Genomic DNA, 12407 nt, shown 5'->3' on the forward strand with positions numbered 1-12407 from the left:
AGTGTCGAATCGTTTTAAATGTTGCCGGCTAAAGGACGCCTCGCGCCGGTCATTCACCTTCAGTCCGCGCTGAGATTGCGCACGGATTCACTCCTCCTTCTGCTCAAATACTGCGTCCGTTCTCTCTTTCTGGCTACTCGGATGCGTAACCAGTGCATTTCGGCCGAAAACAAAATTACCATTTCGGCAATTTCATAATTGACATAATTTACCAAAACGGTAATCTTTACCTCATCAGCCGCCCCGAACACCTCGCAAGAGAAGCTCCGACGGGACGGCGGCAAGATGAGGACCGGCAATGCAGCACTTCGAGCAAATGAACCGCACGACCGACGCGCTCCGCTTCGCCGTGCAGGATTTGTCGCAAGCCATCGAGCGCGCCCGCTGCAAGCACCGCAAGGGCGAGATCATCACCGGCTGGAACTATCTGCGCCAGATCAGGGATGTCTATGAGCTGCAGGCGCGAGCCTCGGCGCTCGGTGCGACCGGCCCGCTCGTCGCGCCTCTGATGCCGGACGTCTTCAATGACCAGCTTGTCGGCCGCACCGCCGAGGAGCGCAAGGCACTGGAATGGAACGGCGTGTTCGCCCGCTTCCCGTTCCCTATCCCCCACCATTTCAAGATCGCAGCGGAGTAACCGCAATGAAATCGACTGAAATCTATGAGGCTTCGACGTTGGCCCGCACCGTTTCCAAGAGCTTGGATATAGCCGTCGCGATGGCCGACTACGGTCACGACGCTGACGCTCAATACCGAGTGAACATCGCCCACGCGGCATTCATGAGCCTCGCTGACCAACTCGGCTACCGCGTCGAGAAGATCACCGCTGACCCGGCGCGCACCCTCGCCTATGTCGATGCAGGCCGTCCGGTACGCGGCGCCAACCTCTCGGAGGTGTCGGCATGAGCGAGAAGGCCTACACAATCGAAGTAGATTATGCGCCAATCCTCAAGGGCGAGATCGATATTCCGAATACAGAGGACGTGGATCCTCTGCTCTTCCTCACCAATCTCGCATCCGGCGGTCATAGCTGGGTTCCGCAGTGGGGATGGGGGAAGATCAACGGACGCAAGAACTGGACTCAGTTCTTCCTCACCCCCGCCGGAATGGGCGGAAGGTTCGACGGTGGAGGCTATGCCGTCGTCTATCGCACCGGTCGCTATGACCAAGAGGCGAAAAAGATGATCCACCAGCCGATCGTCGTCCGCTTTGCCATCTGCAAGCACGAGAAGATCGCCGGCATTGGAGCGAACCCTTTGCGCGGCTGGCATCCCGGCTCCTGCAAACACTGCGGTCTCGATATGACCGTCGACAGCGGGGATTAATCCATGAGCCAGAGCAAGATAGATCGCCACGAGCTTTCCGCGCCGCTCTCTAGGAGCAGGCCGGTGCGTGACTGCCCTATCCGAGCCTTTGACGGCTGCTCCTGCGCTCCCGGAGAGTGCCGGTCCCGCGCCGTCGATCTTGGCAGGTTCCAGAAGCGAACCGTTCCCCATTTCACGCCCTGCTCCCGCATAGCCCTCGCCTTCCTGGCTTGGTTCGCGGTGTCGGCGGCAATCCTTCTAACCATCAACGAGCTGCGGGACATGGAACGGCAGCAGCAACTGGAGGCACGCATATGACCGAGAATGCTTGGCATTGGTGGCAAGAGGCTCTTGCCGGCCGGATCGGGCCGATCCACGACGGACACCCGGAGCAGGGATACTACCGGACCCGCTTCAAGGATAAGCCGTGGGAACCGGTCGCAATCTGGTTCGAGGACGGCGAATGGCACGCGCTGCGCGGCGAGCGCAAGGTTGATGCGTCCGATATCTGGACTTGGTGCTGCCGGAACCCGATCACCTATGAAGCCTATACCAAGGCTGTCGAAGGTGCCGGCTGGGATGACGAACCGGAAGCTCCGGCTATCGGGCACAATCTGCCCGATGATCCTTTCGAGGCCCTGCAGGTCGAGTTCGAGGCGGAGAAGGAGCAGGCCGAAGCGTTCTTGAAACAACCGATCAAGACGCAAGCCGAAGCCGACCGCGCGGCGATCTGGTCCAAGCGCCTCTCCACCATCGCAAAGAAGGCGACCGATCTGCACAAGGTTGAAAAGCAGCCGCACCTCGACGCCGGCCGCGGTGTCGACAACAAGTGGCGCGAACTCAAGGAAGAGCCGGACGCCCTGAGCAAAAAGCTCAAGCGCCACATGGACGATTACCTGCGCGAACAGCAGCGGATCGAAATGGAGCGCCAGCGCAAGGCACGAGAAGAAGCCGACCGTATCGCCCGCGAAGCCGAAGAGGCACGCCTCGCCGCCGAAAAAGTGGCTGCAAAAAAGATTGCTGACGGAATTTCGGACGCGGCGGCAATCGCAGAACACAACAACCGAATCGCGGAAGCCGAGCGCCTTGCCGAGCAGGCGGCGCAGGCCGAGCGTGACGCCCAGGCTCGGAACATGTCCGCCGGCCGGACCGGCGCGCGGGTCGCGCTGCGCACCTTCGTATCCGCCCGGATCGTCGATTACGACAAGGCGCTTAGAGCCTTAGGCAACCATCCTGAAATGAAAGCGCTTGTCGAAACGCTTGCGAACCGCGCTGTCCGGGCCGGCGTCGAAGTGGAAGGCGTCGAGCGCTTCGAGGAGCAGAGGGCGGCATGATGACCGAAGCAGCACCCCGCACGATCGTCGCCGTCAAGTTTGCCTGGGAGAAAGGCGAGAAGACATACGACTATTTCGCCGACTTTCCCGTTGAAGTCGGTCAGCGCATCTACGTGCCGACCAAGCGCGGCGAGGCAAAGGTCGAAATCATGGCGACTAAGACCGAATCCCAGATGGCTTCGGTCGCCGCTCTCCGTCCAGTCGAAGACCTGCGCACGGAAGAAGAGAAGCAGGCCAAGTACCCCAATGGACAGCGCATGTTCTCGGAAGACCGAACGATGCTCAATGAACGGGGCAATCGGTCGATCTTCGACGACGTCGATCGATAGGAGAAATCCATGAACGCACACGTTCCGGCACTCACTGGCGGCGGTCAGGTCATTGCCATAGTCCCTCAGACCTTCGAGGAAACCTTGCGCGTGGCGCGCGCCGTCGTCGCTTCGGGCCTCGCACCTGCCGCGCTGGTCGGGAAGCTCACCGGCGACGATGCGGCGGCGGCCGTCGCCGTCGCCATCATGTCCGGCGCTGAGCTCGGGCTCAAGCCGATGGTCAGCCTTCGGAGCTTCACGGTCATCAACGGCAAGCCCGCGCTGTACGGCGACGGCCTGATCAATGTTGTCCGCATGTCCGGCAAGGTCGCGTACCTGCGCACCGGCTGCGAGGAGCAAAACGGGAAGATGGTCGGCTTCTGCGAGGCCAAGCGCTCCGACACCGGCGAAGAGAAGCGCGTCGAGTTCAGCCAGGATGACGCGATCCGCGCGCGCCTCTGGGATGAACGGGCCACCGTCAAAAAGCAAGTTTGGGAGAACGGGCAGAAGGTCTGGCGGGACAACGTTCCGAACGACGCGCCCTGGTACCGTTTTCCGAAGCGCATGCTGGCTTGGCGCGCGGCGGGTTACTGCCTGCGCGAACTGTTCGGCGACGTTCTCGGCGGTATCCGCGACGAGTTCGAGGCTCGCGAGATCGCGGACGCCGAAGACATGCGCGACGTCACCCCGCCGACGTCTGAAAGTAAGCCCACTCCGCCTAAGCCTCCCGCGCCGCCGGCGCCGCCGACCGCGAAGACGATCGACGCCGAGCCGGCCAAGGAGGAGCAGCCCAACGAAAGCGAGTTCGACCTCGGGGCTTTCCTTGAGGAAATCGAGACTGCGCTCGCGGGCGCCAACGATGAAGCGAGCGTCGAGGAAGTCTGGAACGACTTCGACGCACCCGCTCTCCTTGAGACGGAAGGCCATGCCGACATGATCGACGCGGCCTTTTCCATCAAGGCGCGCCGGCTCGCCCAGCTTCACCCGCTGAATGGTGGCTGACCATGGGTCGCGCGCTTCTCGTCCTGGCAAACGATGCATTCCGCCAGAAGGCGATCGACTGGATACGTCGAGCGCCAAGGGATGCCCGCGTCGAGTTCAAGGGCCCGAAGCGCACGACACCGCAGAACGATCGCATGTGGGCCATGCTGACCGATCTTTCGCTCCAACTCGCCTGGCACGGCCAGCAGCTTACGCCGGAAGACTGGAAGCTCGTGATGCTCGACGCGCTGCGCCGGGAGAAGTCCGAGCAGATCAGAATGGTCCCGAACACCGACGGAAGCGGCTTTGTCCCGCTCGGAACTTCGTCATCCGACCTGTCCAAGGACGAGATGACCGACCTCATCGAAATCATCTTCGCCTTCGGCGCCCAGCAGGGCGTCGAATGGTCCGAACCCAAAGGAAAAGCGGCATGAGCGAAGCTCTCGTCTACCTCATCAAAAAGGGCTCGTATTTCTATCGCCCGAACAAGCAGGGTTACACCAGTTTCAAGTTCGACGCCGGCCGATACACCAAAGATGATGCTGAAGCCGAGGCCGCGATCGAGCCATGGCACATGAAAGCCGTCCATCAGGACGAAGTGCCGGACGATACCGCTCCTGATCGGCACGTCGCCGGCTTGCAAGCCAAGATCGACAAAGCCGGCGCAGCAATCAAATATCTGCTCGACCGGTCTCAGCGCGACGACAAGCTCTATTACCAGATCGGCTTTGGCACCGAGGCTTTCCGCCTCCTGACTGATGCGCACGCCGCCCTTACCGGCCAAGATGTGAAGGATGTTGAGGCGAGGTACTGCAGATGATTGACTGGCAGAAAACCGCCTCTCACGTCATCGGCGAAGTTCACCGAAACCTGCCGGCCGATGCCGACCTCGCCGCGCGAAAGAAGGCGCTCCGCGCTGCGCGCCCTTGGGAGTTCGGCTCGACGAGCTGGGGCCGGAAGGTCTGGGCGAAGCACTCCCGCACCTACCTCGAAAAATTCGGCCTGCCGCCGCTCAAGGCGAAGTCTATCGAAAACCACCTCTCACCGCTTGAGCGAATGATCGCCAAGGCAAAGGGAGCGCAAGCATGATGATTAGCCGCCGCACCCTTCTTGTGAGCGCATCTGCCGCCGCGATCGTACCGGCCTTGCTCAAAATGGCATTTCCGGCTTCCGTCGCCGCGGTCGAGGCCGTGAAGCCCACAACCACGATCTGGGTAGCTGGTCACGCCGGGGATTTCGATTGGCACCCGTTTCACGCCGAAAGCCGGATCGATGCCCTTCGCCAAGCGCTTTACCACCACAACTTCGGCACCATGTCGGAAGTCGATGAACTTCTTGCGTTGCCCGAGGCTGAGCTAAAAAAGAAGCTTGATGCCGCTTGGTTTGGAATTGACCGAGTGCCATCAATGGATGGCCTGCAGCCGGAAGAGATTAAGCCGCATCACTGGATTGACGCGGGAATGGGCGCTTTCTGTCAGCGTTGCGACAGTGAGTGCTACGGCGGCGACGGTGGCCGCGTATTCGGCGCGGAAGTCGTCTGCGAAGACTGCACAACCATTCCCGATTTACTCGGCGGCGATGAAGACGATGTCGAGATGGCAGAGGAGCGCCTGACGGAGTGGTTTCTTGGCCACGACTGCGACGAACAGTCTGTGCGCAAGCAGATGTCGAAAGACTTCGATCCCGACCTTATCCCAACCGACATTTGGCAGAAGTGCCTCGCCGAAGCGAGGGCCGCAGCATGAGCAATCGTCTGCAACGTCTCGCTGCACGCGCATTCGAGCGCAAAGGCCTGAAAGGTGGCTGGGGTCACTGGCGTATCACCAGCCTGCCCGATGGCATTCCCGGCGGCAATGGCTGGTGCAAGGAAGTCCGCGAGGCCCGCGCCAACAACATCTATGTCGTCCTGATCCGACCATTCCTCGACGAGCAGGGCAATGAGGTCATCCACCTTGCCATCCGTACCGCCTCGCAGCTTGAGCCGCCGTGGCGGGACATGCAGCGCATCAAGAACGAAATCTGCGGGGAAGAGGCCACAGCCGTCCAGGTGATGCCGCCCGCATCCGAGCTGATCGATGAGGCCGACATGTATCACATGTGGGTTCTGTCGAGCCGCCTACCCTTCACACTCGCTTATCGGAGGGCAGCATGACCACCATCAACGATCACCTCAAGCGCTATCCCAACGCCCGACCATCCACCCTCGCCTATCTCGCCCGCCGGGAAGAGACGACGGAACGCCTCCGGAAGGAAGTCGAAGCCGCGAAGCGCGCGAAGGGCTCTTGGTTCCGGCGCCTGTTCGGGAGGCGAGGATGAGCCGCACGGAATTCTCCCGGAAGACGAAACAGGAAGCCCTGCAGCGCTCCGGTTACCGTTGCGAAGCCTCCGGCCCTCGGTACGGCTTCAACGAAGGCCAGCGCTGCAATTGCGACCTCTCGCTTGGCGTCCAGTTCGACCACAACGTTCCCGACCAGCTCGGAGGCGATAATAGCCTCGAGAATTGCATGGCGGTCTGCGTACAGTGCCACAAGTTCAAGACCCGCAACGATGTTCGCCAGATCAGGAAGTCCGATCGTCAGCGAGACAAAGCCCGCGGCGTGATCCGACCGGCCGGCAAGATCAAAACCGGCGGGTTCCCCAAATCCGAAAAATCAGAACGCCGGCAGGCGAAGCCACAGCTTCCCCCGCGCCCGCTCTTCGAGGCAAAGCCATGAGCACCGAAACGAAACCCTTCGCCTGGTACTGGTACGATGCCACCGGCTGCCTTTTCATCACTGGCGACGATCGCAAGCCGGACGTGCCGGCCGGCGCCAAGCCGCTCTATACCTCCCCACCACCCGAGGCACATGTGAGCGGTGACGGCAGTCTCAAGATCGCGCTGGAAATGACCGGCTGCCAAAACGAGGAAAACCTGATCGACATGGCGAACGTCGGCAACTCGCTCATGGAGCGGATCGACAGCCTCGTTTCCATGCCAGGCCCTTACCACCGATGGTCTCCTGCCGACGATCCGGCAGAGATCGTTTTCGATTTGGTCAACGACCTGGACGAGCTGCGCGAAGCAAATGCGAAGATGAAGGCTGCTCTTGAGCCTTTCGCCAAGTTCCGTAGCCCAGGCCAAGTCGGCACCTACGAGGATCGCATTCGGCAGCATTTCTCTCCGGAGAACTTTGCATCTGCCCGTGATGCCCTCGCCACCACGGAGGGCTCGGCCGGTGCAGATTGAGATCAAAGGAAAAATCTCCGCCGATCCGCGCGACCGTGTTCTCGCGATAGAGGCTGTCACGAAAGCCATATGCCAACAAACCGGCCAAGACCCGGCGGAGGGCGTCATGATGCTGCTGACCGCCGCCGCTCATCTGACGATGACGTATTCCCGCAAGCCGGCGGAGCAAAACCTGATGACGCTCGCCAGTGCTCTCGGCAATGCCACCGTCGCAGCCGACGACTTTTTCAAGCTCAAGCCCGTCGAGGTGAAGCGATGACCGCTAAGCCTTTGCCCTGCCCGTTCTGCGGCGGCGAGCCGACCATCATCCGCAGAACCGGCGCATATGGAGTGAGATGCACCTGCGAAGGAAAGCGGTTCCTGCACACCTACGGCAAGACGGAAACGGAAGCGGTAGAAAGCTGGAACGAACGGAGGTCTTCGGACAATCAGCCTGTGGATAATTACGGGGAAAGCGGGGATTGATGGCGAAGGAAGCTGTAATCCCGACCGGATGCTGGCCTGCTGTCCTTCGAGACGAGCTTGCGGCTGCCTATGCCGGCGAGAAGACGGTTGACGCCTTCATGAGCCGAGTTGGCACGATATGGCCGCGGCCGTTCATCGAAACGGGCACCGGCAAAGGGAAATTCCGAGCTTGGCGGAAGAGCGATCTGGACAGGGTGATCGATCCCGAAAGCGTCGGAGGAAGCCCGGAGGCGTGGTGATGATCCCTGTCGCCATGCCAAAATACACGTCTTTCAAGACACTTGCCGACGGCTCGACCGGTTATTACTGGACCTGCCCGGCGCGGTACCGGAAAGCCGGCTGCCCTTTCAGGGCTGCAGCGCTCGGCACCAATCTCCCCCAGGCAGAGCTATATGCTGCCGCGAAGGTTTGGAATGATCGGCTCGACGCTTGGCGCGCAGAGCGCAACAGCGCCGCCGCGCCCGACACATCGCGCTTCGGAACGGTGGAGTGGCTGGTGAACACCTATCTGCGCCACGACAGCTTCCTCGAGCATGTATCCGAATTCAGCCGCCCGGATTACCGCCGCGTATTCGATCGCGTCTGCGCAACCGAGATTGACCGGCCAAACGGGATGAAGGGCCGCATCGGAGACGCAAAGGTCAACAACATAGCCGTCACGACCGCCGAGAAGATCTACAAGAGCTTTCAGACCGACGGCGCCAACCGCACATCGGAGAAGGTGGTCACCTATTGCAAGGCCATGTGGAAGCGGATGAAGCCGCATTATCCGGAACTCTTCCGCACGGACACGCCGAACCCATGGGAAGGCGTGACGCTCAAGAAGAGAACGAAGAAGACAAAGGGCCACGTCGATCGCGAGACGACATACAAGTTTGCGGAAGGCGCGATCAGGCTCGAACGCCCCGAACTGGCAGCGGCCGCCGTGCTGGCCTTCGAGTTCTTCCTACGCCCGTCTAACATAGGCGCGGGATACGCGGCATGGACCGGTTACAGAGGTGAGAGCGCTCCCGACAAGATCGTATTCACCCACAGGAAGACCGGAGAGCGCGCGGAGCACCCTCTTGAGTACGTGGACGAGGATGGAGCGCTGATCGCGCTCTACGCCCAAGCTGAGGCGATTTTGAAGCAAGTGCCCAAATACGGTCTCTCGATCGTATGCCAGAAGAGCGGAAAGCTTTTCGGGGACGGAACGCGGCTATCGCAGGACGTTCGAGATATTGCCGACAAGCTGACCGAAGAAGGGGCGCTTGAGCCAGGGTTCACCTTGGACGCTGCGCGCCACGGCGGATTGACGGAGCTGGAAGAGCAAGGCCTGACGGAAGGTCAAGGCAGGGTGCTGTCGAAGCACAAGACCGCGACCGCCTATCGCGGATATGCGAAGGAGACCGAAAAGCGCGTCCTGGAGGCCACAAAGCGCCGATTTGGACATTCTGAACAGCCCGAATTGTTCAGCAAAAACAATGGTCAAAAAACAGAGAAAAACGGCTAATTTGCAGGCCGAAATTCAGAACGGCCATTGAAAACATTCAAAGATGTTTGGATTTGCAGTCCTCTGCGTCACCACTCCGCCACGAGGCCGTCCGATGCTGTAAAAAGCGAGTGGTGGCCGGGCATTAGAACGAATCTACAATGTGCGCAATACCCTTCGTCCGGAACCCGATCTTTTTTGTGAACAGCCGCTCGAATTATGGGAGCTCGAAAGGCGGAAATGGAATGGGAAAATCCCTGCCGTAGTCGAATTCCTCAATAACGTTCTGTAAGCCCCATGGACCAGGGGTACTCGCATCAAATCGGCGAAGCGTTCTGGTAAAGCGGCCGTCTTCCTTGCCTATCCATATCTCCGTGTATGCCGATTTTTTGCCGCGCCTCCAATGTCCTCGGAAATGTTTCGACGGGATGCGGTAGACGACCTCGTCTTCCAACTGTCGGCAATCCCAAATGACAGGGCCGGCAGCGGTCATGGTCGTAAGGAAAGGACGCGGTGCCTCCCTCCACGGCTTATCAAAGAAGCGAGAATAGATGCGTTCATCCGCGAATTTTTCCAAGCCGATATATGTTTCCACGCCGTTAGATCTCAGCTCGTAGAACCTTCTTATGTATCTCCCGGAGTTGGCCGTTCGCATATAAGCGCGGTTGACCTCTTCGCAGGCCGGATTTTCACCAACTTGACGGGAATCTGCGCCATGTGTGCGCGGATCATCGAAATTCGCAAAGACAGGAGCGGGCTGCAGAAGAGCAAGAACAAGCGGAAAAATCAGCTTTCTCATGTGGCTTCCGGGAATCAGGCGGGATCACAACCTATCCGATAGCACATCCATATCCCTGCGCTAGTTGCATTCTGCAGCGCTGGAATATTTCCCTTTGACGAGACGCAGCGATCCTTTCCTGCCCGCCTCAGAAAAATATCCCCGCGCCATCGGAACCAAACGCTCTGCTGGATGTTCTCGACGCCGACAGGGTAGCGATATGAACATCATCCAAGACAATCATGAAATCCGCTGGAGCCGGCCGGTTCGCGTGCAGGTCGGCTATGGATTTCCGGAAAAAGTGCATGGGCCGAGGGAGGCGCTCGACTACCTGACCCATCGATGGCCGGTACGCGAAGGCACCTATTATCTCAAGGCATTGAAGGAATGCGCCGCCTCGCTGCAGAGGCGGATGCCCCTGGAACGGGTGCGGCGGACCTTTGTCCTGGCAAGCATAGAGGCCAGGATGCTGGGGTAAGATCAAGAAGCGGCCCTCTTGCGCCGCTACTCCCGACCAACCCGCGTGAGTGCAGGCGGCTCAGCGGGCCAGTAGATGTCGGACCGGAAATCGGCGGGAATGCGCGACAGCCTAGAAATCGCCTCGGCAACATAGCGGATCTGCATGACGACATATTGCACGTCACGCGGCACCGGCAGGCCCGTCGCGGTCTCGCGATTGCGCCATTTCTGGTATCCGGTCGCGCCTATCCGACGCTCGGCTTCCCTCAGCACGTCTTGCAGGCCCGGCAGGGAGCCGTTCTCTCTTTCGGCAGGCGCCGTATCCTCGGCCAACCCACCCTGAATCACTGTGAACTTCATATCCGCCCTCATTACCGGGGGAAATGTAGTGATTCTCGGCCGGCCCTGCCAGCGCTGTACGGCCGGAAGGCCGTGCCCATTTTGAAATTGTGGCGGAACTGTGTTACCTTGGTTGCGTTGTAGGCGAGAGGAGTCGCCACTCAACGTTTCATGAGGTCAAGAGGAGACCGTCATGCAGCATTACTTGGATTTTCTGACCGCGCTCAATCCGTTCGTGCTCGCCATATTGCTGGTGGTGCTGGCTTGTGGCGTCTATGACCATTGGATGCAGCCCAAGTAGCCGAAAGGTCGAGCTGCATCGATTGAGAAGACAGCCTACCTTCCGGTGGGGCCATTTTCCTTTGCTCATCCGCTGAATGCTGTTAAGCATCCCTTCCGCGCCGCACCTTGCGAGGCAAGAAGAGTGGCCGGTCTCGAATCAGCATGCGGGCATGGAAACCATCCTGAGTTTCACCAGCCCCGCGACGGCAAAATAATGCGGAGCGAGCCTTTGAATAATGCCTTTCACTTCCAGGACACCTCTTCTTCGCTGAGCGGCACGCTTCGGCGGCTGATCGACGGGATCAGGGGACAATCGGTTACCTTGAGAGATTTGATGGAGGCGGTCGGCGAACAGGGGCTGCTGCTCGTCTGCGCCATCGCCTCCCTGCCCTTTCTCATCCCCGTTTCGATCCCCGGCGTCAGCACGGTTTTCGGCGCCGCTATCATCCTGATCAGCGTGGCGATCACCCTGAACCGCCTGCCCTGGCTTCCGACCCGGATTCTCGACAGGAAGCTCGACACGAACAAGCTCGTGCCGGCGCTGGAAAAAGGCCTCGGCATCGTTTCGCGGCTCGACCGTTTTCTGAAGCCGCGCCTTTCGGCATTGACGGCCGGTGGCGTTACGAACCGCATCAACGGATTGGCGATCGCCGCGGCCGGCGTGCTCCTGATGTTTCCGCTCGGACTGGTGCCTTTTTCCAATACCCTTCCGGGAATAGCTATCCTGCTTCTATCGACCGGCATGATCCAGCGCGATGGGCTGATCGTGCTGGGCGGCTATGTCTTCATCGCCATTACGGTGATCTATTTCGCGGTGCTCGGCTACATGGCCTACAGCGCCGGCCAGGGGCTCATGGGCCTGATGGGCTGAGCCGGCCACCCTCTCCGGCCACCTGTGCGCCGTCAGTTCTTTCTCTGACGGCGCCTTGCCCACCAGAGCCCGACGCGGCGGCGCATCCGGCGAACCATGGGCAGATCATGCGAGAGTATGATGAAGCCGAGCGGCAGCATCCAGAATCCCAGCACCGGCAGAAAACCCAGCGCCCCTCCGAAAATCAGCAGGAGACCGGTACCGATCCGGCCGGCGCGTGAACGGGGAAGTGGAATCCGCCAGGTTCCGAAAGCCAGTTCGCGCGTTTTCGGGTCCACGCCGAATCTGCGGGCATTCTGGTCATTTGCGGCCAACAGTTATCCTTTCGGGTGTCTGGTCATCATGTCTGCCGTGGAGATGGGGCTCAAAAGTGGATAAAACAAGCGACGGCATTTTTTTTGCAAAAACCGCTTGGCAAAACCCAAAAGCATAAGTATTACCCCCCGCACACGCCGCGGCAGACGCGGATGGTCCCTGGTAGCTCAGCGGTAGAGCACTCGACTGTTAATCGATAGGTCGTCGGTTCGAATCCGACCCGGGGAGCCAGTTTTTCCAGCCAGATAGCTGATATTGTTGCAGGAGTTGGATC

Annotated in this window: 23 protein-coding genes and 1 tRNA gene; 21 read left to right on the forward strand and 3 right to left on the reverse strand. The window is 60.0% G+C overall.

Going from position 1 to position 12407, the window contains the following annotated elements:
* Window positions 1-298: 298 nt before the first annotated feature.
* From YH62_RS15590 to YH62_RS15675, 18 genes are all read left to right on the forward strand, one after another.
* Window positions 299-637 (forward strand): hypothetical protein, encoded by a 339-nt coding sequence (locus YH62_RS15590; protein ID WP_046795179.1) that lies wholly within the window; start codon window positions 299-301, stop codon window positions 635-637.
* Between the two features lie 5 nt (window positions 638-642).
* Window positions 643-906, forward strand: coding sequence for a hypothetical protein (locus YH62_RS15595; protein WP_046795180.1), 264 nt, complete (start codon window positions 643-645; stop codon window positions 904-906).
* Window positions 903-1325 (forward strand): hypothetical protein, encoded by a 423-nt coding sequence (locus YH62_RS15600; protein WP_046795181.1) that lies wholly within the window; start codon window positions 903-905, stop codon window positions 1323-1325. Before YH62_RS15595 ends, YH62_RS15600 begins: the two co-directional genes overlap by 4 nt.
* Window positions 1326-1328: 3 nt before the next feature.
* Window positions 1329-1622, forward strand: a complete 294-nt coding sequence (locus YH62_RS15605) for a hypothetical protein (RefSeq protein WP_046795182.1) — start codon at window positions 1329-1331, stop codon at window positions 1620-1622.
* Window positions 1619-2638 (forward strand): hypothetical protein, encoded by a 1020-nt coding sequence (locus YH62_RS15610; RefSeq protein WP_046795183.1) that lies wholly within the window; start codon window positions 1619-1621, stop codon window positions 2636-2638. Before YH62_RS15605 ends, YH62_RS15610 begins: the two co-directional genes overlap by 4 nt.
* A complete protein-coding gene (locus tag YH62_RS15615; protein ID WP_245282108.1) occupies window positions 2635-2967 on the forward strand; it encodes a hypothetical protein in 333 nt (110 codons plus the stop codon). Before YH62_RS15610 ends, YH62_RS15615 begins: the two co-directional genes overlap by 4 nt.
* Window positions 2968-2976: 9 nt before the next feature.
* On the forward strand, window positions 2977-3948 hold the full coding sequence (locus YH62_RS15620; RefSeq protein ID WP_046795184.1) for a hypothetical protein: 972 nt from the start codon (window positions 2977-2979) through the stop codon (window positions 3946-3948).
* Between the two features lie 2 nt (window positions 3949-3950).
* Window positions 3951-4361, forward strand: coding sequence for a recombination protein NinB (locus YH62_RS15625; protein WP_046795185.1), 411 nt, complete (start codon window positions 3951-3953; stop codon window positions 4359-4361).
* Entirely contained in the window at window positions 4358-4747 is a 390-nt protein-coding gene (locus YH62_RS15630; protein WP_046795186.1) for a hypothetical protein, read from the forward strand. The genes YH62_RS15625 and YH62_RS15630 overlap by 4 nt, the downstream gene beginning before the upstream one ends.
* Window positions 4744-5016 carry a hypothetical protein gene (locus tag YH62_RS15635; RefSeq protein WP_046795187.1) on the forward strand — a complete coding sequence of 91 codons (273 nt, stop codon included), beginning with the start codon at window positions 4744-4746 and terminating at the stop codon, window positions 5014-5016. The genes YH62_RS15630 and YH62_RS15635 overlap by 4 nt, the downstream gene beginning before the upstream one ends.
* Window positions 5013-5672: a hypothetical protein gene (locus YH62_RS15640; protein WP_046795188.1), complete on the forward strand. Its 660-nt coding sequence runs from the start codon at window positions 5013-5015 to the stop codon at window positions 5670-5672. Before YH62_RS15635 ends, YH62_RS15640 begins: the two co-directional genes overlap by 4 nt.
* Complete coding sequence (locus tag YH62_RS15645; protein WP_046795189.1) at window positions 5669-6079, forward strand: hypothetical protein; 411 nt, start codon at window positions 5669-5671, stop codon at window positions 6077-6079. Before YH62_RS15640 ends, YH62_RS15645 begins: the two co-directional genes overlap by 4 nt.
* Window positions 6076-6243, forward strand: coding sequence for a hypothetical protein (locus tag YH62_RS30125; protein WP_156176956.1), 168 nt, complete (start codon window positions 6076-6078; stop codon window positions 6241-6243). The genes YH62_RS15645 and YH62_RS30125 overlap by 4 nt, the downstream gene beginning before the upstream one ends.
* Window positions 6240-6641, forward strand: a complete 402-nt coding sequence (locus YH62_RS15650) for an HNH endonuclease (protein ID WP_046795190.1) — start codon at window positions 6240-6242, stop codon at window positions 6639-6641. Before YH62_RS30125 ends, YH62_RS15650 begins: the two co-directional genes overlap by 4 nt.
* Window positions 6638-7153, forward strand: coding sequence for a hypothetical protein (locus YH62_RS15655; RefSeq protein WP_046795191.1), 516 nt, complete (start codon window positions 6638-6640; stop codon window positions 7151-7153). Before YH62_RS15650 ends, YH62_RS15655 begins: the two co-directional genes overlap by 4 nt.
* A gap of 106 nt (window positions 7154-7259) precedes the next feature.
* On the forward strand, window positions 7260-7412 hold the full coding sequence (locus YH62_RS30505; RefSeq protein ID WP_170986265.1) for a hypothetical protein: 153 nt from the start codon (window positions 7260-7262) through the stop codon (window positions 7410-7412).
* Between the two features lie 205 nt (window positions 7413-7617).
* Window positions 7618-7857, forward strand: coding sequence for a hypothetical protein (locus YH62_RS15670; RefSeq protein WP_046795194.1), 240 nt, complete (start codon window positions 7618-7620; stop codon window positions 7855-7857).
* Entirely contained in the window at window positions 7857-9110 is a 1254-nt protein-coding gene (locus YH62_RS15675; protein ID WP_046795195.1) for a hypothetical protein, read from the forward strand. The genes YH62_RS15670 and YH62_RS15675 overlap by 1 nt, the downstream gene beginning before the upstream one ends.
* Window positions 9111-9306: 196 nt before the next feature.
* Here the strand turns inward: YH62_RS15675 and YH62_RS15680 are convergent, their stop codons facing one another.
* Window positions 9307-9888: a hypothetical protein gene (locus YH62_RS15680; protein WP_046795196.1), complete on the reverse strand. Its 582-nt coding sequence runs from the start codon at window positions 9886-9888 to the stop codon at window positions 9307-9309.
* 199 nt (window positions 9889-10087) lie between these two features.
* On the opposite strand from YH62_RS15680, the gene YH62_RS15685 reads away from it, so the two are divergent.
* Window positions 10088-10345 carry a DUF982 domain-containing protein gene (locus tag YH62_RS15685; RefSeq protein ID WP_046795197.1) on the forward strand — a complete coding sequence of 86 codons (258 nt, stop codon included), beginning with the start codon at window positions 10088-10090 and terminating at the stop codon, window positions 10343-10345.
* 26 nt (window positions 10346-10371) lie between these two features.
* On the opposite strand, the gene YH62_RS15690 is transcribed toward YH62_RS15685, so the two are convergent.
* Complete coding sequence (locus YH62_RS15690; protein ID WP_046795536.1) at window positions 10372-10686, reverse strand: hypothetical protein; 315 nt, start codon at window positions 10684-10686, stop codon at window positions 10372-10374.
* Window positions 10687-11176: 490 nt separating this feature from the next.
* On the opposite strand from YH62_RS15690, the gene YH62_RS15695 reads away from it, so the two are divergent.
* Window positions 11177-11818 (forward strand): exopolysaccharide biosynthesis protein, encoded by a 642-nt coding sequence (locus YH62_RS15695; protein WP_046795537.1) that lies wholly within the window; start codon window positions 11177-11179, stop codon window positions 11816-11818.
* A gap of 32 nt (window positions 11819-11850) precedes the next feature.
* Here YH62_RS15695 and YH62_RS15700 read toward each other — a convergent pair whose 3' ends face one another.
* Window positions 11851-12132 (reverse strand): hypothetical protein, encoded by a 282-nt coding sequence (locus YH62_RS15700; protein ID WP_137326500.1) that lies wholly within the window; start codon window positions 12130-12132, stop codon window positions 11851-11853.
* 157 nt (window positions 12133-12289) lie between these two features.
* Between YH62_RS15700 and YH62_RS15705 the strand changes: the two genes are divergently transcribed.
* Window positions 12290-12364, forward strand: a tRNA-Asn gene (locus YH62_RS15705).
* The last annotated feature ends 43 nt before the right edge of the window (window positions 12365-12407 follow it).

Origin of the sequence: Rhizobium sp. LC145 (genome assembly GCF_001005825.1) — a bacterium.
Classification (GTDB): domain Bacteria; phylum Pseudomonadota; class Alphaproteobacteria; order Rhizobiales; family Rhizobiaceae; genus Neorhizobium.